This window comes from Amycolatopsis sp. YIM 10, assembly GCF_009429145.1.
GTDB lineage: Bacteria > Actinomycetota > Actinomycetes > Mycobacteriales > Pseudonocardiaceae > Amycolatopsis.
This window is the reverse complement of record NZ_CP045480.1, coordinates 1995014-2016851: the sequence shown is the minus strand read 5'-3', so window position 1 is coordinate 2016851 and position 21838 is coordinate 1995014. Positions and strand designations below refer to the sequence as shown.

The 21838-nt window shown below is 71.5% G+C and carries 24 protein-coding genes; 6 read left to right on the top strand and 18 right to left on the bottom strand.

Going from position 1 to position 21838, the window contains the following annotated elements:
• Nucleotides 1-3: 3 nt before the first annotated feature.
• The 12 genes from YIM_RS10025 to YIM_RS09970 form a co-directional block, all read right to left on the bottom strand.
• Nucleotides 4-861, bottom strand: coding sequence for an isopenicillin N synthase family oxygenase (locus YIM_RS10025; protein ID WP_153030090.1), 858 nt, complete (start codon nt 859-861; stop codon nt 4-6).
• A complete protein-coding gene (locus tag YIM_RS10020; protein WP_153030089.1) occupies nt 858-2261 on the bottom strand; it encodes an MFS transporter in 1404 nt (467 codons plus the stop codon). The genes YIM_RS10025 and YIM_RS10020 overlap by 4 nt, the downstream gene beginning before the upstream one ends.
• Nucleotides 2262-2333: 72 nt before the next feature.
• The gene (locus tag YIM_RS10015) at nt 2334-2744 is read right to left on the bottom strand and encodes a hypothetical protein (RefSeq protein WP_153030088.1); all 411 of its coding nucleotides are present in this window, start codon (nt 2742-2744) and stop codon (nt 2334-2336) included.
• Nucleotides 2741-3445 carry a WXG100 family type VII secretion target gene (locus YIM_RS10010; protein ID WP_153030087.1) on the bottom strand — a complete coding sequence of 235 codons (705 nt, stop codon included), beginning with the start codon at nt 3443-3445 and terminating at the stop codon, nt 2741-2743. Before YIM_RS10010 ends, YIM_RS10015 begins: the two co-directional genes overlap by 4 nt.
• Nucleotides 3442-3789, bottom strand: a complete 348-nt coding sequence (locus tag YIM_RS10005) for a WXG100 family type VII secretion target (protein ID WP_153030086.1) — start codon at nt 3787-3789, stop codon at nt 3442-3444. Before YIM_RS10005 ends, YIM_RS10010 begins: the two co-directional genes overlap by 4 nt.
• Before the next feature lie 104 nt (nt 3790-3893).
• Nucleotides 3894-6119, bottom strand: a complete 2226-nt coding sequence (gene katG / locus YIM_RS10000) for a catalase/peroxidase HPI (RefSeq protein WP_153030085.1) — start codon at nt 6117-6119, stop codon at nt 3894-3896.
• Nucleotides 6120-6149: 30 nt separating this feature from the next.
• Nucleotides 6150-6599, bottom strand: a complete 450-nt coding sequence (locus YIM_RS09995) for a Fur family transcriptional regulator (RefSeq protein WP_194240106.1) — start codon at nt 6597-6599, stop codon at nt 6150-6152.
• Nucleotides 6600-6612: 13 nt separating this feature from the next.
• Nucleotides 6613-7089: a DUF4231 domain-containing protein gene (locus tag YIM_RS09990; protein ID WP_153030084.1), complete on the bottom strand. Its 477-nt coding sequence runs from the start codon at nt 7087-7089 to the stop codon at nt 6613-6615.
• Nucleotides 7090-7231: 142 nt separating this feature from the next.
• Entirely contained in the window at nt 7232-8416 is a 1185-nt protein-coding gene (locus YIM_RS09985; RefSeq protein ID WP_228004653.1) for a CHAT domain-containing protein, read from the bottom strand.
• A complete protein-coding gene (locus tag YIM_RS09980) occupies nt 8413-10032 on the bottom strand; it encodes a hypothetical protein (RefSeq protein WP_153030082.1) in 1620 nt (539 codons plus the stop codon). The genes YIM_RS09985 and YIM_RS09980 overlap by 4 nt, the downstream gene beginning before the upstream one ends.
• Nucleotides 10029-11018 (bottom strand): hypothetical protein, encoded by a 990-nt coding sequence (locus tag YIM_RS09975; protein ID WP_153030081.1) that lies wholly within the window; start codon nt 11016-11018, stop codon nt 10029-10031. Before YIM_RS09975 ends, YIM_RS09980 begins: the two co-directional genes overlap by 4 nt.
• A complete protein-coding gene (locus YIM_RS09970) occupies nt 11015-12259 on the bottom strand; it encodes a hypothetical protein (protein WP_153030080.1) in 1245 nt (414 codons plus the stop codon). The genes YIM_RS09975 and YIM_RS09970 overlap by 4 nt, the downstream gene beginning before the upstream one ends.
• Before the next feature lie 92 nt (nt 12260-12351).
• Between YIM_RS09970 and YIM_RS09965 the strand changes: the two genes are divergently transcribed.
• Together YIM_RS09965 and YIM_RS09960 are read left to right on the top strand one after the other, a co-directional pair.
• Nucleotides 12352-13455 (top strand): PA2928 family protein, encoded by a 1104-nt coding sequence (locus YIM_RS09965; RefSeq protein ID WP_153030079.1) that lies wholly within the window; start codon nt 12352-12354, stop codon nt 13453-13455.
• Between the two features lie 29 nt (nt 13456-13484).
• Nucleotides 13485-14246 (top strand): hypothetical protein, encoded by a 762-nt coding sequence (locus YIM_RS09960; RefSeq protein WP_153030078.1) that lies wholly within the window; start codon nt 13485-13487, stop codon nt 14244-14246.
• Here the strand turns inward: YIM_RS09960 and YIM_RS49635 are convergent.
• The 6 genes from YIM_RS49635 to YIM_RS09935 form a co-directional block, all read right to left on the bottom strand.
• On the bottom strand, nt 14227-14355 hold the full coding sequence (locus YIM_RS49635) for a hypothetical protein (protein ID WP_255462893.1): 129 nt from the start codon (nt 14353-14355) through the stop codon (nt 14227-14229). The genes YIM_RS09960 and YIM_RS49635 overlap by 20 nt on opposite strands.
• Complete coding sequence (locus YIM_RS49985; protein ID WP_370468970.1) at nt 14355-15581, bottom strand: sigma-70 family RNA polymerase sigma factor; 1227 nt, start codon at nt 15579-15581, stop codon at nt 14355-14357. The genes YIM_RS49635 and YIM_RS49985 overlap by 1 nt, the downstream gene beginning before the upstream one ends.
• 123 nt (nt 15582-15704) lie before the next feature.
• On the bottom strand, nt 15705-16067 hold the full coding sequence (locus tag YIM_RS09950) for a hypothetical protein (protein ID WP_153030077.1): 363 nt from the start codon (nt 16065-16067) through the stop codon (nt 15705-15707).
• Between the two features lie 97 nt (nt 16068-16164).
• Nucleotides 16165-17733 (bottom strand): multicopper oxidase family protein, encoded by a 1569-nt coding sequence (locus YIM_RS09945; RefSeq protein ID WP_153030076.1) that lies wholly within the window; start codon nt 17731-17733, stop codon nt 16165-16167.
• Nucleotides 17730-18116, bottom strand: coding sequence for a hypothetical protein (locus YIM_RS09940; protein WP_153030075.1), 387 nt, complete (start codon nt 18114-18116; stop codon nt 17730-17732). Before YIM_RS09940 ends, YIM_RS09945 begins: the two co-directional genes overlap by 4 nt.
• A gap of 114 nt (nt 18117-18230) precedes the next feature.
• Complete coding sequence (locus YIM_RS09935) at nt 18231-18989, bottom strand: SDR family oxidoreductase (RefSeq protein WP_153030074.1); 759 nt, start codon at nt 18987-18989, stop codon at nt 18231-18233.
• 166 nt (nt 18990-19155) lie between these two features.
• Here YIM_RS09935 and YIM_RS09930 point away from each other — a divergent pair, with 166 nt between their 5' ends.
• From YIM_RS09930 to YIM_RS09915, 4 genes are all read left to right on the top strand, one after another.
• Nucleotides 19156-20001, top strand: a complete 846-nt coding sequence (locus YIM_RS09930; protein ID WP_153030073.1) for a helix-turn-helix transcriptional regulator — start codon at nt 19156-19158, stop codon at nt 19999-20001.
• Nucleotides 20002-20055: 54 nt separating this feature from the next.
• Nucleotides 20056-20910, top strand: a complete 855-nt coding sequence (locus YIM_RS09925) for a sigma-70 family RNA polymerase sigma factor (protein ID WP_153030072.1) — start codon at nt 20056-20058, stop codon at nt 20908-20910.
• Between the two features lie 65 nt (nt 20911-20975).
• Nucleotides 20976-21446: a carboxymuconolactone decarboxylase family protein gene (locus YIM_RS09920; protein WP_153030071.1), complete on the top strand. Its 471-nt coding sequence runs from the start codon at nt 20976-20978 to the stop codon at nt 21444-21446.
• Nucleotides 21447-21455: 9 nt separating this feature from the next.
• Nucleotides 21456-21830 (top strand): DoxX family protein, encoded by a 375-nt coding sequence (locus tag YIM_RS09915; RefSeq protein WP_153030070.1) that lies wholly within the window; start codon nt 21456-21458, stop codon nt 21828-21830.
• Nucleotides 21831-21838 lie beyond the last annotated feature (8 nt).

Below are 21838 nucleotides of genomic sequence, written 5' to 3'. Positions count from 1 at the left end.
GCCTCACCGCGGTGCGAACAGCTTCCGCATCTTCGTCGCGATCCACTCCCCCGCCACGACCGAATCGACCACCGCGTCGTGGTTGGGCTGGTAGAAGAACGGGACGGACAGGCGGGAGGAGGTGTCACCGGGAGCCGGGTTGACCACCCGGTGCAGGGTCGACACCCAGCGCCCGCCGGTCCACCGCGCCAGCAGATCGCCGATGTTGACCACAAAACTGCCCGGAATGGCGCGGACGTCCCGCCACTCGTTCTCGCCGTGCCGTACCTGGAGGCCGCTCAGGTCGTCCTCCTGGTACAGCACGGTCAGCCCGCCGAAGTCGGTGTGCGCGCCACGGCGCAACTGCCCCGGCAAGGGCGCACCGTGTTGCGGGTAGTAGAAGTTGGCCACGAGCGAGGACGTGTGACGGTCGAACTTGTCGTCGTAGAAGTCCTCCGCCGACCCGAGCGCACGCGCGGACAGGCGCAGGAGGTCGTGGGCCAGCGATTCGACCGCGGTCAGGTATTCGAGCCAGGTTTCCCGGAACGCCGCCGGTGCGTCCGGCCAGCCGTCGGCGAGTGCGGTGACGTGGGCGCCGAACGACTCGCACAGATCCGGCGGGGACTGCTGGTCCAGGCTCTGCGCGGTGGTGCCGCCGGAGCGCCGGAACCCGCCCGCCCGGTCCTTCTCCTCGACCGGCAGGGTGAAGAACTCCGTGGTCACCGCGTACATCCGCGCGACCAGCTCGCGCGGTATTCCGTGCCCCACGATGACGTAGAAGCCCGAAGTGGCGCACGCGCCGCCGATGGCGGAAGCCAGTTCCTCGCGGGTGCCCGACGACAGATCGATGACCGGGACGTAACCGTCGACCATGGTGGTCATGCTTTTCCTTCCGTGGTCGACCGTCGCGTGTGGACGGTGATCAGTGGTCCGGCGGCGCAGGCGGCCGCCAGCAGGATGCCCAGCGCGACGGTCAGCGCGGTGGTGTAGCCGTGCACCAGCGCGTCCGGTGTCCGGGAGGTGGTGGCGGCGCCGGCGATGGTGTTGAGCAGGCCCACACCGAGCGCGGCACCGAGCTGCTGCGCCGCGTTGTAGGCGGCCGACGCGGCGCCGATGTCGTGGCCGCGCATGCCCGCGGTGGCCAGGCTCGCCGTCGGCGGCAGCACGCAGCCGAGGCCGAGTCCGGTGAGCAGCAGCGCGGGCACCAGGCCCGTGCTGGGATCGTCCAGCCAGGTCAGCACGAACATCCCGGCGGCGGCCGCGAGCAGTCCCGGCACGATGAGCGCGGCGGGCGCGACCCGGCCGTGCAACCGCCCGGCGATGAGCGTCGCCCCGGCCAGTGCCGCCACCGCGTTGATGATCAACGCCAGTCCGGCCCGCACCGGCGAATAGTGGAGCACGGTCTGCGTGTAGTAGCTCATGAACAGGTAGAAGCCGAACATCGCGACGAACATCAGGGTGATCGCGAGAAAGGCGCCGGCGCGGGCGTGGTGCGCCAGCACGCGCAACGGCAGAAGTGGTTGTGGTGCACGGCATTCGACCACCACGAAGGCAGCCAGCAGCAGCACTCCGACGGCCAGCAGTGCCACCACCACCGGCGAGCCCCAGCCGCGCGGTTCGGCCTCGGTGAACGCGTACACCAGCGCGGCGAACCCCGCGACGCTGAGCACCGCACCCGGCACGTCCAGCCGTCCCCGCGCGCCGACCGGCCGGTCCCGCGGCACGAACCGCACGGCGAGCGCGGCGGCCAGCGCGACCGGAACGTTGATGTAGAGGCACCACCGCCAGCTCGCGTACTCGGTCAGCACCCCACCGGCGATCAGCCCGACCGCCGAACCGGCCGCGCCCACCGCCGCGAACACCCCGAACGCGCGGCCGCGTTCCCGCGCTTCGGTGAAAGTGGTGGCCAGCAAGGACAAACCGGCGGGTGCGAGCAACGCGGCGAACACGCCCTGCGACGCCCGCGCGGCGAACAACATCAGCGACTCCGTCGCCGCCCCGCCCAGCGCCGACGCGGCGGCGAACCCGAGCAGGCCGATCAGGAAGGCGCGGCGGTGCCCGAGCGCGCCGCTGATCCGGCCGCCGATCAGCAGCAGTCCGCCGAAGGCCAGTGCGTAGGCGGTGATCGCCCAGTGCCGGTTGGCGTCGGTGAGGCCGAGCGCCTGCTGGGCCGATGGCAGCGCGATGTTCACGATCGTGCCGTCGAGCACGACCAGCAGCTGCGCCGCGCTGACCACGAGCAGCGTCCACCACCGGCTCGTTCCGTGGTTTCCGAATTCCATGGTTCAAGTGTTTCGTTGAACCAGACCCGGAAACTTTGCCGCGACAACGCGGGGAAATCGACCGGTGAACCCTCAACCCGCGCTGGAAGCCCCCAGCGGGTCGTCGAAGTACTCGTCGTCGTCCGCGCGGGTCGCCCACGCGTCGGCCTCGTCGAGCCCGCCTCGTTCGATCGCGTTCTTGAGCTGGCCCATCGAGCGCCGGACCGCGTTGGTCATCCATTCCTCACCGCGGCCGAGCAGCACGTCGTCCCAGCCGAGCCTGCCGCGGTCCACCAGTTCCTGGATGCGCTGCATGTCGCGACCTGCCCGACCGGACCGGGCCCGCTCGGCGAATCGATCGTCTGCCTTGGCCTCCGCCTTCTCCCGCTCGAGTTCGGCTTTGGCCGTTTCGAGGTCTCGCCTGGTTTCCACCAGCGTGGCGGTCAGCCTCGCACTCGCCTCCCGGACGCGTTGCGCCGCCAGTTCCACCTCCCGCCGGGTCATTTCCCGGCTCCGAATCCGTCACCGGGAGCGGCCGGGGTCGCCACGTAGCCGCTCGGCGCGGACTGGTTGTCGTTGGCCTCCTTGATGCCGTTCGCGATCGCCTCGACGTAGGCGATCACGGTCTCGATCATCGACAGGAGTTCCTTGACCACCTTCATCGCCTGCTTGGCCTTCAGCAGCGCCTCGCCCGCCTTCTTCAGCGCCTTGGCCAGGTTCGCGATCTTCAGCGCGAACAGCACGATGTCGATGCACAGGTTGATCGTGGAGAGGATGATGTCGAACGAGGCTTCCGCGTTGTCCGCGAGATCCCCGATGTAGGAGGACATCCGGTCGCACATGTCCTTCTCGTTCGCCAGCGAACCGTTCCACTGTCCCATGTAGGCGGTGAAGGAGTCCGCCGCTTCCCCACGCCAGCTCTGGTTCAGCTCGGCGGTGACCCCGGAGAGGTTCGTCGAGACGCCTTCCGCCGCGTCCCCGAGCGCCGTCCACCCTTCGGAATACGACCTGAGCTGCCCCCAGTTCCCGCTCAACGGCACAAAGAGGGATTCGAGCAGGCTCCAGCCGAAGAACCACTGCCACACGTCGTCGATCGGACCGAGCAGGCCGCCGATCTGGTCGACCTTCGCGGTCATCTCCTCGCCGTGGTCCGCCGGTGCCACCAGCAGCGCGGGCACGTCGACGGTGTCCTGGAAGCCGGTCATCGCACGACCTCCGTCCCGACCGGGCTGTTGATCTCCCCGAGGAAGTCGCCGATGCTGGTGCCGAACGTGCTGTCGGTGGTCTCGTAGGCCGCTTTGGTGGTCTCGAGCGCGTCCCGGGTGAGACCGAGCTTCTCCTGCATGTCCTTCAGCACGGTGACCTGGGTTTCGGCGGCGGCGTCGTACCCCTCGCGGAACTTCGCGAGCAGTTCCCCGAATTCGGCTCCGTCCGCCGAGGAACTCAGCGACGCGCAGTACTCGGCCATCGAGCCGAGGTGCTCGGAGCCGCGCCCGATCGCGTCGGCCGCCCCCTGCAGCTTTTCCGGATCTACCTGGTATCCATCCATTCCGCGATGGTGCCCACGCGCACTTGCACCGCACTTTCATCTTGCCTTGACGACAAAAAACCAGGCCGGGCGCTGGGCCCCCGGCCTGGTTTTTCGCGGCTGGATCAGACCAGGTCGTACCGGTCCGCGTCCATCACCTTGGTCCACGCGGCGGCGAAGTCGCGGGCGAACTTCTCCTTCGCGTCGTCGCTGGCGTAGACCTCGGCGAGGGCCCGCAGCTCGGAGTTCGAGCCGAAGAGCAGGTCGACGCGGCTACCGGTCCACTTGACCTCACCGGTGGCGCGGTCGCGGCCTTCGAAGGCCTCGCCGTCCTCCGAAGTGGACTTCCACTCCGTGCCCAGGTCGAGCAGGTTCACGAAGAAGTCGTTGGTCAGCGTGCCCGGAGCCGAGGTGAACACGCCCTGCTCGGACTGCTGGTAGTTGGCGCCCAGCACGCGCAGGCCACCGACCAGCACGGTCATCTCCGGCGCGCTCAGGTTCAGCAGGTTCGCGCGGTCGACCAGCAGGTACTCCGACGGCAGGCGGTTGCCCTTGCCGCGGTAGTTGCGGAACCCGTCGGCCGTCGGCTCCATCGCGGCGAACGAGTCGGCGTCGGTCTGCTCCGCCGAAGCGTCGGTGCGGCCCGGCGTGAACGGCACCTTCAGCTCGATGCCCGCGTCCTTGGCGGCCTTCTCGACGGCGGCGACCCCGCCCAGCACGATCAGGTCGGCCAGGGACACCTTCTTGGCACCGCTGTTGAAGGAAGTCTGGATGGCCTCCAGCCCCTTCAGCACCTGTGCCAGGCTGTCCGGCTCGTTGACCTCCCAGCCGCGCTGCGGCTCGAGGCGGATGCGGGCGCCGTTCGCGCCACCGCGCTTGTCACTGGCGCGGAACGTCGAAGCCGACGCCCACGCGGTCGTGACGAGCTGGGCGACCGAAAGCCCCGAGTCGAGGATCTTCGCCTTGAGGTCCGCGATGTCCGCGTCGTCGACCAGCTCGTGGTCCACGGCGGGCACGCGGTCCTGCCAGATCAGCTCCTCCCGCGGCACCAGCGGGCCGAGGTAGCGCTGGATCGGGCCCATGTCGCGGTGGGTGAGCTTGAACCAGGCGCGGGCGAAGGCGTCCGCGAACTCCTGCGGGTTCTCGTAGAACCGCCGCGAGATCTGCTCGTACACCGGGTCGAACCGCAGCGCGAGGTCGGTGGTGAGCATGCTCGGCGCGCGGTCGAGCGCACCGGTCTCCGGGTCCGGCACGGTGCCGGCGGCGGCGTTGTTCTTCGGCTTCCACTGGTTCGCCCCGGCGGGGCTCTTGGTCAGCTCCCACTCGTAGGTGAACAGGTTGTGGAAGAACCAGTTGCTCCACTTGGTCGGGGTGGGGGTCCAGGTGACCTCCAGGCCGCTGGTGATCGCGTCCCGGCCCTTGCCGCTGCCGAAGGTGTTCTTCCAGCCGAGGCCCTGCTCCTCGAGCGGGGCGCCCTCGGGCTCCGGGCCGACGTACTGGTCGGGGTCGGCCGCACCGTGGGTCTTGCCGAAGGTGTGGCCACCGGCGATCAGCGCGACGGTCTCCTCGTCGTTCATCGCCATCCGGCCGAAGGTCTCGCGGATGTCGCGGGCCGCGGCCAGCGGGTCCGGGTTGCCGTTCGGGCCCTCGGGATTGACGTAGATCAGGCCCATCTGGACCGCGGCGAGCGGGTTCTCCAGCTGGCGGTCACCGCTGTAGCGCTCGTCGCCGAGCCAGGTGCGCTCCGGGCCCCAGTACACGTCCTCGTCCGGCTCCCACACGTCGGCGCGGCCACCGGCGAAGCCGAAGGTCTTGAAGCCCATGGTCTCCAGCGCGCGGTTGCCGGTGAAGATCATCAGGTCGGCCCACGAGATGGCCTTGCCGTACTTCTTCTTCACCGGCCACAGCAGCCGGCGCGCCTTGTCCAGGTTGCCGTTGTCCGGCCAGCTGTTCAGCGGCGCGAAGCGCTGCATGCCCGCGCCGGCGCCGCCGCGGCCGTCGCTGATGCGGTAGGTGCCCGCGCTGTGCCACGCCATGCGGATCATCAGCGGGCCGTAGTGGCCGAAGTCGGCGGGCCACCACTCCTGCGAGGTGGTCAGCACCTCGTCCACGTCCTTGGCCAGCGCGTCGAGGTCGACCGTGGCGAAGGCCTTCGCGTAGTCGAACTCCTCGTCCATCGGGTTGGCCACGGCGGAGTGCTTGCGCAGGATCTTCAGGTTGAGCTGGTTCGGCCACCATTCCTGGTTGGTGCCACCCTCGGTGGGGTGCTTGAAGCGCCCGGCCGAGACCGGGCAACCGCCCGCGCTCTCCACGTTCATCTCGCCAACAACGGCGTCGGGGGTGTCAGACACAAATGTCCTTTCGGGATCGGAGGAGGGTGCTCACGGCTTGAGCGAGGTGGAGCAGGCGGGGCAGGTGCCCCAGTAGATGACCTCGGCCTCGTCGATGGTGAAACCGTGGTCGTCGGACGCCGTCAGGCAGGGTGCGTGGCCGACCGCGCAGTCGACGTCGGCGATGGCCCCGCACGACCGGCACACGGCGTGGTGGTGGTTGTCCCCGACCCTGGCCTCGTAACGCGCCACCGAGCCGGGTGGCTCGATGCGCCGCAGCAGGCGCGCCGTGGTGAGCGCGCGCAGCACGTCGTAGACGGCCTGGTGGGAGACCCCGCCAAGGTCCGCGCGCACGGCACCGATGATCGTGTCGGTGTCGGCGTGCGGGTGCCCGTGCACCGCGGCCAGCACCGCCAGCCGGGGACGCGTCACCCGCAGTTCGACTTCGCGCAGCATGCGCTCGAAGTCCATGATCGTGGGCACGGGCGCAGTCTTGCGCATTTTCTGGAATGAATCAAGATGAGCTGGCGGCGGGTCGCTCGATCGTGAGCACGTCGGTGACCGCTTCCGAGACGTGCCCGGCCCACGCACTGTGACCGGTGGCACCGATTTCCACCATGCGCACGGAGAACAACCGCGTCCGCTCGGCTTCGGGCAGCTCCTCGTAGACCCCGGCGCCCTGTTCGAAGAGGAAGCGCTCGCCGTGCAGCCGGGTCTGGATCTCGCGGGCGAGCGGCCACTGCGCGTAGGACCGGGTGGCCGCCATCAGCCCGGCGGCCAGCGCCGCCCCCGCGCTCGCCACGACGATCCACCACCGCGGCACCTCGGGCACCCCGGCCAGTGCGGTGGTGCCGATGGGCAGGATCACGCAGCTGTACATCAGCAGCTTCGACATGCGCCGGTTGCGCCTGGCGCGGCGGTTCCAGTTCGTCATCAGGCTCTGCCAGTGGGTGAGGGCGCGGGCCCGCGCCTCGTCCTGCTCACTGTCCATCGGCCTATGATGTCAAGCACTACCCTGGTCCGATGGCGGATTCGGGCGCTCGCCGGTTCTACGACCAGCTCGCCGACGACTACGACCTGCAGCACATCCAGATGGCACGCGCCGGAGCGGAGTGGGTTCTTTCAGCCCGTGCTCACCTGCCGTCGACAGGTGGGGCCCAGGTAGTACTGAACGCCGCCCACACCAACGGCGAGTAGATCGCCTCGCCCGTTGTCTCCCACAGGGTTGCCGCGTCGCGTTGCCAGTCGTTCAGTGCGCGCACCGGATCCGGGGAGCGGTGCGCGGCGTCGACGGCCAGTACCGCCGGGCCGAGCACGGGCTCGGACGGGAAGTCCGGCACCAGCCGCCGCAGGCCTTCGTCGGTGGGCAGCATCCACCGCGTGGCGGTCACGTGCTCGGCCCCGCCGCGGACCATCGCCGCCACCAGGCCGGACGGCTCGGCGAACCGGACCTCCCCACCGCTTTCGCACGCCACCAGCGCCACGCGCGCGGGAATCCGCCACGGCCGCGCGGGACCGGGCCGGTGCCCCAGCGCGATGTCCGCGGCGGTCAGCGGCCGGTGCGCGCCGATCGGCTCCGCCCGCCCGGCCGCCGCCGCGGTGCACGACAGGTGCAGCCGCGCGTCCAGGCCGTGCTCCCCCGTGGTCACGTGACCGACGTACAGGAACCGCGACGCGGTGGCCAGCGCTTCCTCCAGGTACTCCCGATCGGCGTCGTCCCGGCGCACGCCGCCGGTGGCCAGCGCCGCCAGTTCCGGGGGCACCTCGCCGAGCACCGAGCCGAGCGCGGAGGAGTCCGCGAACCCCGGCACCCTCGGGTCCAGCACGCCGACGACCGTCCCTTGTGGATCGAACGCGGGCACCCGGCGACCGGTGGCGTTGCCCACCGTCGCGGGTGCCAGCACGGACACGTCGGTGCAGTGCACCGTGCGCTCACCTTCGTCGACGCGCAGCGCCTCCCACGGCACCAGCGCCGTCGACGGTGACGGCTGGACCCGCAGGTGCGGCCGGATTCCCTGCTCCAGCAACGCGTTCAGCTCGGCGGCCAGTCGCTGCGGGAACAGCGCCCCGGCCATCCGGGTGGACAGCGCGATCTCCCGATCGCGGTCGGCCAGCGGGCCGTGGGTGAGCGACCGCCGCAGCGCCTGCCCGGCGTTCTCGCCAGGCAGCGGCGACGGCACGGCCGCCGCCCACTCGTCCAGCGCGTCCTGCACGAGTTCCCGCGGCACCACGATCACGCGCGGCTCGTCCGGCTGGTGCTCCCACCGCCACGAGTAGTACAGGTCGCCCGCGTCGACCAGTTTCAGCTGGACCCTCACCAGGACCGCACCACCGAAGCCGAGCGCACGCCGAAACCGTACCGCTGCTCGGCGACGTCGATCCAGCCGTCCAAAGTAGACGGTACCGCCGGATCGGCGCGCACCCGCGGTGGCAGTTCGAAGTCACCGGCGGGCGGCAGCGGGAACGAAGTCAGCTCGTCACGGGCCACCGCGGCCGGGCTGTCCAGGGAAACCGCGCCCGCGAGGTGGTCGATGTACTCCACTGCCAGCGCCGAGTCCTCGACCGCGCGAATCGCCAGCAACGCCGAACGCGTGGCGGGAGCTGAAGCCAGCGCGACCCACCGTTCCCGCAGCGGCCCGTGCGGGAAGCGCTGCCGCACGGCCTCCGCCGCCAGCGCGGCGGGCAGGCCGAGATCCAGCGCCCGCAGGCTGATCGCCCGCCGCTCGTCGCCGGTCACCGCCGCGGCCCGGCGCACGAGCGCGTCCGTGCGCCACCACGCCATGCCCAGCGACACGTGCCACAACCCGGCCGCGTCGCAACCGTCGGCGGCCTCGGCGTAGCACGCTTCGGCGGCGGCGAAATCACCCAGCGCCTCGAACGCCGAGCCACGAACCTGGTGCACCGCGATGAGTTCCAGCGGAGTCGCCGGGCCGAGCAACGCGAGCGCCCGATCGGTCAGTCCCAGTGCCTCGTGCGCCTGGCCGGTGAGCACGGCCAGTGCCGCCCGGCCGTGCAGGCACACCGCGAGCCGCCGCGGGTCGTCGGTGACAAGCGCTTCGGCCTCGTCGTACAACGCCGTCGCCCGTTCGACGTCCGAAGCCAGGTACGCCAGCCGAGCCGAGCTGAGCAGCGCGATCGCCTCGCTTCCGGCATCACCGATCGCGGCGGACAACTCCCTCGACAGCGCCAGCTGTTCGGTGGCCTCCGCCAGATCCCCGGTGCCGCTGCTGACCTCCGCCAGCGTCGCGTGCACCGACGCGACCATCGACGGTTCCAGCGTGTGCGCCAACGCCTCCCGCGCGGCCACGGCCGCTTCCGCGTACTGCCCGCCGGTGGCGAGCACCCGCGCGCGCATGGCGGCGATGGTGCCGGTCAGCGGTTCCATGCCGAGTGCGGCCGTCCGGTCGAGATCCGCCAGCGCCTCGGGCAACCGCGTTTCCGCGTGGTGCAGCCACGCCCGGCCCAGCAGCGTCTGGGCCAGGCAGGCGTGCAGGTGCTCGAGGTAGGCCGGCTCGTGCTGGGCGGCCAGGTCGATCGCGATCGCGGCCTCGTCCACCGCCTCGTCGAGCTGTCCGACCATCATCAGCAAGCCCAGCCTGCTGTTGTGCAACGCCACGTGGTCCGGGGCTTCGGTCAGCGCCGCCTCGACGTCCCGCCACGCCTCGTCCCACCGGTCCAGCGACGGCAGCAGATCCGCCCGGGAAGCGATCACCAGCGCCCGCAACGGCCCGTCCGCCGGCGGCAGCGCCTCGGTCATCAACTCCACCGCGCGTTCCCGCTCCCCGGCCAGGTCGACCACGTGCGCGAGGTTCAGCAGCGCCTGCGCCCGCTCGGCGCCCGACGCGGCCGCGACCACCTCTTCCCGCACCGCCCGCGCCCCGGCGAAGTCGCCATCGGCCGCCAGGCGCACACCTTCTTCGTGCCGGTCCCTCACCCCGCGGTCCGCTCGGTGAGCGTCGCGGCGGCGGAACCGACGCGGGACAACGCGTAGGCGATGATCTCCGCCTGCCGCGCCGCGGCCCCGGGATCGAGCGCCGCGGGCGCGGCGAAGCCCGGCGCGTGCACGGACACCACCCGCCGGTCCGGCGGCAGCATCAGCACGGTGGGCGGCACCGGCGCCGAACCGGTCAGCCTGCCCAGGTCGTCGACCTCGTCCAGGATCACCTCGGTGTCGCCGAACCGGGCGATCAGCCGTGCCACCGGGCGCGGCCCCGGCGGGACCGAGACCTCCAGCGCGGTCATCCCCTGCCGCCGCACCACGGCCCACTCCGCGGGCGCGCCCGCGTCCACCGCACCGTGCGGCACCATCGTCCAGTCCACAATGGAGGTTCCGGTGAACACGGTGGTGCCACCGGCACCCACGGCCCCGCCCGCCGCGAGCGCGTAGCCGTCCCGGCTCGGCGCCACCCCGGCGGGCAGCACCACGCCGTAGTTCTCGGCGAGCACGGCGAGCCGCTCGGCCAGTTCCGGGTGCACCCCCGGCGGCAGTGACGCCAGCGCACCGGTCACCGCGTCCAGGTCGTCCAGCAGATGCTCCACAATGGACAGATTGATCACCCGCTCGGCCCGCAGCGTGCCGGGGTCCAGCGCGGGCACCCCGGCCACCGCCGACGCGGGCCACCACGCCTCCGCCCAGTTCAGCTGCGCGACCACCCGGCACGCCGCGCGCACCCGCCAGTCGCCGTCGGCGGGCACGCTCACCTCGTCGGCCCCGCCGAGAATGCCGTCGGTGGCCCGGCCGTAGATCTCCCACAGCCATTCCGAGGCCAGGTCGGGGTCGTGCACCCGCGCGGCGGGCAGCTCGCCGTCGGCCAGCACGTTCCACGCCAGCATCGCGCCCGACGCCTCCAGCAGTGCCACCGCCTCCGCCCGCTCCGGCCACTCACCGACAACGAGGTCGCCCGCACGCGACACCCTCATGCCCCGGCCTCCCGCTCCAACACCGCCCGCAACCGATCGCGCTGGTCAAGGATGACCGATCGCAGCACGCCGTCAAGCACGTCCCAGACCTCATCGGCGCGCACCACGTCTTCCCGCAGCTCACGGCCGTGCACCCGAACCCAGAGCCGCCGCAGGTAGGCGGCCCGGATGCCGCGCACGTCCGCGTGGAGTTCCGGTGGCGCGGCCGAGGGCAGGCGCAGCACCCGGTGCACGTACGCCTCGCGCTCCCACCGCGACCGCAACCGCGCGGCCGCGCTGCCCGCCACCACGGGCGACGGATCCGCGAGCGCCGCGGACGCCTCCCGGCCGAGCACCAGAACGACCCGGCTCACCTCGTCCGCCAGCTGCCACGGCCCGGCCGACCGCGCGATCTCCTGCCGCACCAGCGCCGGGACGTCGGCGAGCCCAGCCCGCAGGAAGGCGTTGGTCAGCGGCGCGAACAACCGCTCCAGTATCGACCGGTCGAACGGCTTGGGCAGGTTCGTCTTCGACGCGCTCATCCCGAGCACGGGGCGCGCCGGCCGGTCGCGGTCGGTCAGCCCGTGTGCCTGCGCGACCCCCGGGCGGTCGAGTTCGGCCGCCGGCGCGCTGCCCGCCGCACCCGCGACCAGCGCCTCGAACAACGTCTCGTCCGGAGCGGTGGCGCAGGTGGCCAGGAACTCCGCGACGGTGACCGGCACCTGCCCCGGTGGTGGCGCGCTCATCGCGGCCCAGGTGGTCTCGATCAGCCGGGTCAGCTCCCCGGCGTTGGCCGCGTCGGTCAGGAATCGCCGCAGCGCACCGACGGTCGGCCCGTCCTGGCCGTGCACCTCCGCGAGCACCCCGGCCGCCACCCGCGCGGCGTCCGCGCCCGGCTGCCCGTGCTCGGTCGCCAGCTCGAAGCAGCGCTGGAAGTAGAGGTCCTGCGGATTGCCGTCGGTGATCCGCGAACGGCGGCGCTCCTTCTTCAGCACCACGAACCAGCTCGCCGTCGCGGCCAGCACCGGCCCGGCGTCGGTGATCCGGGCGCGCAGGGCGTCGACGTGCGCGATGGCGACCGGGCCCGCGGCGAACTCGGGATTCAGCACCGGGCGCAGCACCAGCGGTTCGAGGATCAGCTTCACCGTGCGGGTCAGCGGGCGGCCCGCGCCGTTGCCCAGCGGCGCGACGGCCTCCCCCAGTTCGGCCCACGCCTGCGCGACCACCAGGCCGCGGGGAAGCGTCGCCGTAGCGGTGGTCACCCGGCGAGCCTACGCGGCGAACCGATTCCTGGGACCGGTAGGCGCGCATCGGCGCCGAAGCTTCTCCCATCACGACCGAACAGGGGAAGCCGATGTACCAGAACCCACCGCAGTACGCACCGGCGCCGTCGCTCTTCGCGACACCGCGGCGCCGCCGGAAGCTGTTCCCGGCCCCGCTGGTGATCTTCATGAGCCTCTTCGCCCTGCTGTTCTTCGGCGGTTCCTACCTCATCTCCCCCGAGCCGGACATCGAGGCGCAGCCGGGGCTCGCCTTCGCCGAGGTGGACGGGCGGGACGTGGTGCTGTTGCCGTACGAGCGGAGCGGCGGCCGGGGCATGTTCCAGCTGATGGCGCGGGACATGTTCCAGGTGCGGCTGGCCGCCGCCGATCCGGCGAGCGGTGAGGTGCTGTGGGACACGCAGCTTTCCGACGAGCTGGTGTGGGAGGCCTCGGTCCTCGCCGCCGGGCAGCGCTACGCCTACGTGGCCACCGATGCCGGGCTGATGATCGTCGATCTGGCGGACGGATCGGTTGAGGCGCAAGGCGAAGAGGTGCAGGGACTCGGCACCGCGTTCGTCGCCGCACGAGCCGCCTACGCCCACGATCCGGAAAACAACCGCATCCTCGCGTTGACCACGGCGGGCACGGTGAAGGCGATCGAACTCGACCAGACCTCGGCGGCCGCGGTCGACGAGGAAACCGCCTCGGCGTGGGGCGAACGCCTTTCCGCGAAGTCCTCGCCCGGCATCCCGCCGAAAGCGACCGGCTCCGAAGCCGGACTGCTGCCCAGCTCGGCGGAGCAGGTCGTGCTCGAAGACGTCGGCATCGGCGACCTCGGCAGCGTGCTGTTCCGCGGTCCGGAAGACGGCCGCAAGCTCCAGGTCAGCCAGACCGCCTTTCCCGGCGCCCGGCTGGTCATCGCCGACGGGACCGCCGCGGGCGCCGCCACCGGGCACGTGCTGGTGCAGCACCAGCGCTCGGTGAACGACACCGCCGGCTACACGCTCAGCCTGGTCTCGCTCGCCACCGGGCAGGTCACCGGCTCGCTGCCGGTCGATTCACCGGTCGAGCACGCCGTGGTCGGCCCGGACGGGACCACCGCGGTCGCCACCCGCAACGAGTTCGTGCTGGCCAACGGCGACGGCTCGCTCACCCCGCTCGACATCGGCGAGACCGACTTCTTCGGCTCCGCCTGAGAAATCCTGTTGATCCGAAAGGGAAAACCATGAGAATCCTGCTGCTGCTCCCGCTGCTCGCCGGCCTGGTCTGCACCGCCATCTGGGTGGTGGGCGGGCTGACCGGCGACGACGAGTTCGCCTGGCTCAACGCCTGGATGGCCGGTCCGTTCCTGCTGCTGACCTCTCTGCCGTTCGCCTTCATGCGCGGCCTGGGCGGGGTGTTCGGCGGTATGCCGCGCGAGTTCCGCGACGCGCCGATCGGCATCGGCACGGTCACCGGCGTCGCGCGGACCGGGCTGAGCGTGAACGACCAGCCCCAGCTGGAGATCCAGCTCCAGGTGGACACCGCGGACGGCCGGTCCTTCCCCGCCACCGCGCGCCAGATCGTCGACCTGACCGATCTCGCCGCCGTGCAGCCGAACGCCACGCTGCCGGTGCGCTACCTGCCCGACGGACGGGTCGCGCTGGCCACCGACGCCGCCTTGCCGGAACTCCAGTCGGCGCTCAACCGGGTCCAGCTGGCCAAGGGCTGGCTCACGCCGAACCAGCTGCGCATCGCCGAGCAGGGCGTGGACGCCCGCGCGGTGGTGCTCGCGATGACCCCGGCCGGGCACACCCCGGACGGGCGCTCGGAGGTGCGTCTCGGCCTGCGCGTGACCCGGGCCGACGGCACCACCTTCGACCTGGAGCAGGACAAGAAGCTGCCGCCGAGCGCGGTCGGCCAGGTCCAGCCCGGCATGGTGGTGCGGGTGAAGTACCTGCCGCACGACGAGTCCGAGGTCGCGGTGGTCACCAGCCTGGCGGGCTGAGCCGCGCCACCCCGACGATGTTGTCCGCCCGCACCCAGTGTGGTTCCCGGTCCGCGGCCTGCTCCCTGGCGCGGACCGGGATCCACGTCGTCTCGGTGTAGCTGTCCACTACGGCTTTCCCCGCGATTTGCCCTTGCCGCCTTGGTTGCTCGGATGATCCGCCTGCGAGGTAGGTGACTTCGTCCCCGACTTCGAATGAGCCTTCTTCTGCTTCGCTCCCCACGCGTTGCCTCCGCTCTTGGCCGCCGAACCCGCCTCTGCATTACCGCACTTCTCCGCGGCACACGCCGCCGAGCCGCGGGCAGACCCCTCGGCAGGGTGAAGATCGACAACCGGACGGACCTCATCGTCGAGCGGTACCCGCGGCCCGGCGACCGCGCGCGTCGCCCCGGGGCGCGTGGTCCCGGCCGGCGGTAGTTCGGCCACCGCCGACGGCGGCAGCGCCACGATCTCCGGCCGCGGCCCGGGAACCAGTGGCACAAAATGCGGCACCGGCGCCCCGGTGACGGCCACCACCGCGGCGGCCACCACGGCGGCGACCTTGCCGCCACCGGTCATCCCGGCGGAGATCGGCATCACCAGCGCGCTCGCGTTCCGCCTGGCCAGCGAGGGCCGCAGTTCCAGATTGGCTTCGAACAGCCCGGCCGCGACGGCCCGGCATCCCCGGCAGCGGTCGACGTGCGCGGCGACCTTGGCCGCCCGGCGCACCGAAAGCCCGTCCCGCACCCACGCCGCCATCTCCGGGCGGATCGTGCCGCAGTCGGGCCTGGTGCTGTCGGGGACCTGGACCTGGAGATAGGCCCGGCGCAGGCCTTCCCGCGCGCGCATCGCCAGCCCGGCGACCCCGTTCGCGGAAACCCCGAGCACCGGCGCCAACTCGGCGGCGGAGGCGCCTTCGACCTCGGTGTGCCACAACACCGTCCGCCACCGGCCGGGCAGCGTGCAGAACGCGGTCCAGGCGATCCCGGCCTGCCACCGGCGAACGGTCAGCTCGTCCACGGCGGCGTCCATCGCGGCCCGCTCCGGCATCTCGCCGGGCAGGTCGACCCGAGCCTGCCGCCGCTGCCAGCTGACCGCCAGGTTCCGCATGGTCACCAGCAGGTACGGCCACATGTCCTGCTGCGGGCCCGAACCGGAGCGGACCGCGATCAGCACCCGGACGAACGACTCGGCCACCAGGTCGTCACGCTCGGCGGAATCGCTGGCCCAGCGCCCGGCGGCCCGGCGCGCAGCCGCGGCGTGCCGCCGGAACAGCACGTCGCACGCGCTGAAGTCCCCCTCGCGGACAGCGTCGAGCAGCACCTCGTCACGTGCGCCGTGCTCTCGCTCCCACATCGGCTTACTCCCGGGTAGGCAGTCCCTTCACAGGTGCCGACTCGCCACCCCGGGCCCCATGACGCGAAACCGCGACAGAGATCCAAGTCACCCCTCGGCGCACTGTCCGCGACAGCCTATGCCTCAGCAGATCTTCTGGAGATCCGCCTTGACCGCCGTTGCCGTGTAGTAACCAAAAGCGAAGCTGTCGGAGTCCCCGGTGTCCTTGGATTTCACCAGGTCGTCCCCGCTCCGCGAAAAGGTGAACTTGGCCCGGACCAGGCACCCGTCGGTTTTCAGGTCGGTGACCGTGCCGGTGACCTTCCGCTTGTCGCCGTCGTAGCAGATCGAGTAGGTCACCTTCCCCCACCCGGCCGGCGGCTGGATCCGGTGCCCGCCACTGCACGACACGCCGCCCGCCTCCGCGGCGACGGCGGGCACGGCGGACAACGCCAGCGCCATCGCGGCCCCGCCGGTGACCGCGGCGATACGTCGCGTGAACTTCATCTGCACTCCCCCTTGTTTCCGTTGTGATCAACAGGATCGGGAGGGTGCTTTCACCGGCCTTTCCCCACCACGAAACCAAGCGGGAACCGTCCCGCGGTCAGATGACCTCGAAGTTCGCCATCATGCCCATGTCCTCGTGCTCGGAGTTGTGGCAGTGGAACATGTACCGCCCGCGGTAGCCATCGAACTTCGCGATCACTTCGACCGCTTCGCCCGGCCGCAGGTCGACGGTGTCCTTGCGGCCCGCGTCGTACGGGCCCGGGTCGCGGCCACCCCGGGAGAGGACGCGGAAGTCCACCAGGTGCAGGTGGATCGGGTGGTGCACGTCCGCGACGAACCGCCAGATCTCCACCTCCCCCAGCCTCGGGCGGGCGTCGATGCGGGACGGCGAGTACGGCTCACCGCCGATCGTCCAGCCGTGCCTGCCACCGACCATGCCGCCGCGGAAGGAGAAGTCGCGCGTAACGGTGGCCCGCGCGCGTTCGAGCGGCTCGATTTCGGCGAGCCGGTCCGGGATGTGGCTGTCCTCGGTCGCGCGCCGGGCCACGCGGAACCGCATCACCCGCGCGGTGGTGCCGGTGCCGAGCCGGTTCACCAGGGTGACCTCGGTGCCGACCGGGTACGCGCCGAAGTCGACCACCAGGTCGTACCGCTCGGCGGGCGCGATCGGCACGTGCTCGTGCGCCAGCGGCGCGGCGAGCAGGCCCTGGTCCGCGCCGATCTGCGTGAACGCCGGACCGGCCGGCGGTGGCGGATCGAGCGCGAGGTCGTAGCGCCGGGCGTTGGAGCCGTTGAGCACCCGCAGCCGGTGCCTGGTCGCGGACACCTCGGCCACCGGCCACGGCGCGCCGTTCACCAGGACCACGTCGCCGAAAACGCCTTCGACATAAGGTTCTTCGACACCGGGCACCGAGGTGAGCGACGGGTCTATGGACGGGTAACGCAGGGAACCGTCGGCGGCGAACGCGCGATCGGTGATCACCAGCGGCAGTTCCCGTTCCCCGCGCGGCAACGGCAGCGCGTCCTCCTTGTCGTCGCGCACCAGGTGCAGTCCCGCCAGGCCGCGGTAGACGGCCGGGCCGGTGAAGTCCATCCGGTGGTCGTGGTACCAGAGCATGGCCGCCCGCTGCTGCATCGGGTACACGTACTCACGCGTGCCGTGCGAGATGATCGCCGCCGGGTCGTGCATCAGCGCGTGCCCGCCGTGCGCGTGCGGCGCGGCCCCGGCGGGCAGCACCAGGTCGGTGGCGTAGCCGTCGGACTCCGGTGGTGTGTGGCCACCGTGCAGGTGCACCACGGTCGGCACCGGGAGTTCGTTGCGGTGCTTGACGATCGTCGTGCGGTCGCGCCGGGATTCGATGGTCGGCCCGGGGAAAGTGCCTTCATAGCCCCAGATCGGCGTGCGCACCCCGGGCAGGATCTCCGCGATCGCCTGCCGTTGCACGATTTCGTACCGGTCGGCGTCCGCGTCCCGCGAAACCGGCGACAGCACGGCCGGGATCGGCAGCGGGACCTCGAAGGGCGCGGGCAGCGGCAGTTCGCTGGTGAGCAGTTCACCGGTGGCCGCGGCGGTCCGGAACACCCGCGGGCCGACGAGCCCGGCCGCGACCAGCACCCCGGCCCCACCGGCCAGGCCGAGGAACCGGCGCCGGGACAGCCCGCTCATCGCCGCGCCCCGGTCCGCCAGATCGCGAGCACCATGATCGACGCGAGGGTGACCAGCGCGACGCCCAGCGGGACGTGCAGGTCCAGCGCCCCGGCGATCCCGGCGAAGTACTGCCCGCTCTCGCCGACGGCCAGCAGCAGGCTCGTCCAGAACGGCCACCGCACGCCGGTGCGCCGCCAGAGCACCGCGGTGGGCACCAGCTGAGCCACTCCGATGTAGAACACGATGTCCGCGCCGAGCGCGTGCAGCGCCAGCATGTCGTAGTCGCCGATCAGGTAACTACCCGCGAAAACCGGCTGCGCGAAGATCGCGACGGCGTGCGCGGTGACGAACCAGCGAACCACCCCCAGCGCCGTTCTCCCGGTCTCGATCGCCACGGCCATCGCCGCCCCTTCCCCAGTCCCCAGTTCATCCGGGACCGACGTTAGGGGCGGCGTTCCATGCCGTCCAAGACCGGAATCGCCATCAACTCATGACGCTCCGGCTATGAAAACGGCTCAGCCGGCCTGCGCGGTCGGCATGATCGTCACCTGCTGGAGGTTCGCCCGCGCGGGCAGACCGGCGAGGAATCCGACGGTCTCGGCGATGTCCCGCGGGGTGAGCCAGTCGATGGTCTCCTTCGAGCCTTCCAGCCAGTCGCGCGCGCCTTCGTCGGTCACGTGGTCCTGCAGTTCGGTCCCGACGATGCCCGGCTCGATGGCCGACACGCGCACGTTCTTCGCGCCCAGCTCGACCCGCAGGTGCGTGGACAGGTGCGTGACGAAGGCCTTCGTCCCGGAGTACACGGCGAAGTTCGGGAAGATGTTCCGCGCCGCGATCGACGAGGTGTTGACCAGGTCGGCCACCCCGCGCTCAGCGGCCGCCGCGACCAGCTGCGGGGTGAACGCGCCGATGACGTTCATCAGGCCGGTGATGTTGAGGTCGATCTGCCGCTGCCACTGGTCGGCGCGCTGCTCCTCGATCGGCGCGGGGAGCATCACCCCGGCGTTGTTGAACAGCAGGTCGGCGTCGCCCAGTTCGGCCGCCACCCGCTCGGCCGCCGCCCGCACCGCGTCGGCGTCGGTCACGTCGACGGCGATCGCCAGCGCCTGGCCGCCGTTCTTCTCGATGCGGGTGGCCAGTTCCGCCAGCCGCTCCGCGCGCCTGGCCAGGACGGCCACCTTGGCGCCCTGCCCGGCCAACTGCTCGGCGGTCGCCTCGCCGATACCGCTCGACGCACCGGTGATGACCGCGACGCGTCCTTCAAGAGTGCGCATTTGTTCCTGCCTCCAGAAAATTCGGGGGAAGCCGGTTCTTCCCGCCGATTCAGCACACCAGCCCGGCGAGCCGTCCGGGGCGCCCGAGTTGGCCCTGTCCAGGCAGGTACTGGCAGGGCCACCCAGCGCGAGCCGTTCGCGCCGCCGATCGGTCACACTGGAGCGCATGGAGGACCGTGGCCGCGAACTCGCCGGGTTCCTGCGCTCACGCCGGGCCAGGATCACCCCGGAACAGGCCGGGCTGCCGCCGGACGGGCGCGTGCGCCGCGTGCCGGGCCTGCGCCGCGACGAAACCGCGCGCCTGGCCGGGGTCAGCACCGAGTACTACACGCGACTCGAACAGGGGCGTGCCGGGAACCCGTCCCCGGAGGTGCTCGAAGCGCTGGCCGTCGCACTGCGGCTGGACCCGTCCGAACGCGAGCACCTCACGGATCTGCTGGGGCGCCCCAAAACCACCCGCCGCGCGGCGGGCAGCGTGCAGCGGGTGCGGCCGGGATTGCGCCTGATGCTGCACACCCTCGACCACGTGCCCGCGTTCGTTCTCGGCCGCCGGACCGACGTCCTGGCCAGCAACCGGCTCGCCCGCGAGGTGCTGACCGACTTCGAGGCCCTGCCCGGTCCGCAGCGCAACCTCGCCCGCTACTACCTGCTGGACCCCGAAGCGCGTGAACGCGTCATCGACTGGGCGCAGATCGCCGCCGAGACCGTCGCCATGCTCCGGCTCGAAGCCGGGCGCTTCCCGAACGACCGCAAGCTCGCCGACCTCATCGGGGAACTCACCGTGCGGTCGCCGGAGTTCTCCACCTGGTGGAACGACCACCGCGTGCTGCGCCGAACCCACGGCAGCAAGAGCTACCACCACCCGCTCGTCGGCGAACTCCACTTCTCCTACGAGTCCTTCGCCGCGCCCGGCGACGCCGACCAGACCCTGTGCGTCTACAACGTCGAACCGGAGTCCGCCACCGCCCAGGCGCTGCAGCTGCTCAACAACTGGACGGCCGACGTTACCTAGACCGCGCCGGGCCCGTCACCACGGTGACGGAACCGGGTGGAGGAAGGTAACGACATGAGAGAACCGCTGGCGGAGGCCTTCGAAGAGCAGCGCGGACGCCTGGTCGCGGTGGCCCACCGGATGCTCGGCTCGCGGGCGGACGCCGAGGACGCGGTGCAGGAGGCCTGGCTGCGGCTGGCGCGTCAGGACGCCGGCGCGATCGACAATCTCGGCGCCTGGCTGACCACCGTGGTCGGCCGCGTCTGCATCGACGTGCTGCGCTCGCGCAAGGTCCGCCCCGAGTCGTCCTACGACGAACTCGTGGTGGTGCTCGAAGACGACGACCCGGCACCGGAAGACGACGTGGTGCTCGCCGAATCCGTCGGGCTGGCGCTGCTGGTGGTGCTCGACGCGTTGCGCCCGGCCGAGCGGCTGGCGTTCGTGCTGCACGACATGTTCGGGGTGTCGTTCGCGGAGATCGGCGAGATCCTCGGCAAGTCCGCCGACGCCGCCAAGATGCTCGCCAGCCGGGCACGCCGGAAGGTGCGGGACCGCCGCCGCCCGGCCGAGGAACCGGGTCAGCGCGCGGTGGTCGACGCCTTTCTCGCGGCGGCGCGACAGGGCGATTTCGACGAGCTGCTGCGCCTGCTCGATCCCGAGGTCACCTGGCACTCGGGCACTTCGCGGGGCATGGTGGTCAAGCGGGGCGCCGCCGAAATCGCCGCCCGCGCCCAGCGCGGCGCCCGCGCGGCGGTGATCACCGTGGCGGCGCTGATCGACGGCGAACCCGGGATCGTGGCCTGGGGCCCGACCGGCAAGCTGCTGGGCGTGGTCTCGTACACCATCACCGACGGCCGGATCGCGGAAATCCGCTCGGTGAGCGACCCGCGGCGCCTCGCGGCCATGGGTCTTCCGGCGCACATCGATTAGCTGTTACCTCTCGCGTGGCGTTCTCGTCGACCGGGTGAAAGCACCGGAAGGCGAAGGAGAACGCCATGGAACCCAGGATCGACTACCTCGGCACCGACCTCGGCCCGAAGTTCGCGAAGTACCTCGTCTCGGCGGGCAGGGTGGTGGCGGACTCGCCGCTGCCCGCCACCACGCGGGAACTGGTGAACATCCGCGCCAGCCAGCTCAACGGCTGCGGGGGCTGCCTCGACATGCACACCAAGGAAGCCGCGCGGGCGGGTGAGTCGCAGGTGCGGCTGAACCTGGTCGCGGCGTGGCGGGAGACCACGGTGTTCACCGAGGCGGAGCGGGCCGCGCTGGAGATCACCGAGCAGGGCTGCCGACTCGCCGACTCGAGCGGCGTGAGCGACGAGGTGTGGGCGAACGCGGCCAAGCACTTCGACGACGAGCAGTTGCTGGCACTGGTGGCCCAGATCGCCCTGATCAACGCATTCAACCGGCTGAACGTGCTCGTCCGCCAGCCCGGCGGCGACTACCGGCCCGGCCAGTTCGCCTAGGGGGAAGACATGGATCTCGCACTCTGGCTGGTCGCCGGCCTGCTCGCCGCGGTGTACCTGGGCTCCGGGACCGGCAAGTTGCTCGTATCACGGGAAAGGATGGCCGGGCTGACCCCGGCCGCGGCCTGGGTGCTGGACTTCGGCCCCGGCGCCTTCCGGGCCATCGGCGCGGTCGAGGTGCTGGGCGCGGCCGGGCTGGTCCTGCCCGCGGTCACCGGGGTGGCGCCGGTGCTGGTGCCGCTGGCCGCGCTCGGCCTGGCACTGGTGATGACCGGCGCCACGGTCGTGCGCCTGCGCCGCGGCGAACCGAAGTACGCGCTGGTGGACCTGGTCTATCTCGCGCTGGCCCTGTTCGTCGCCGTCGGCCGGTTCGCCGTGCCGTGACGCTCAGT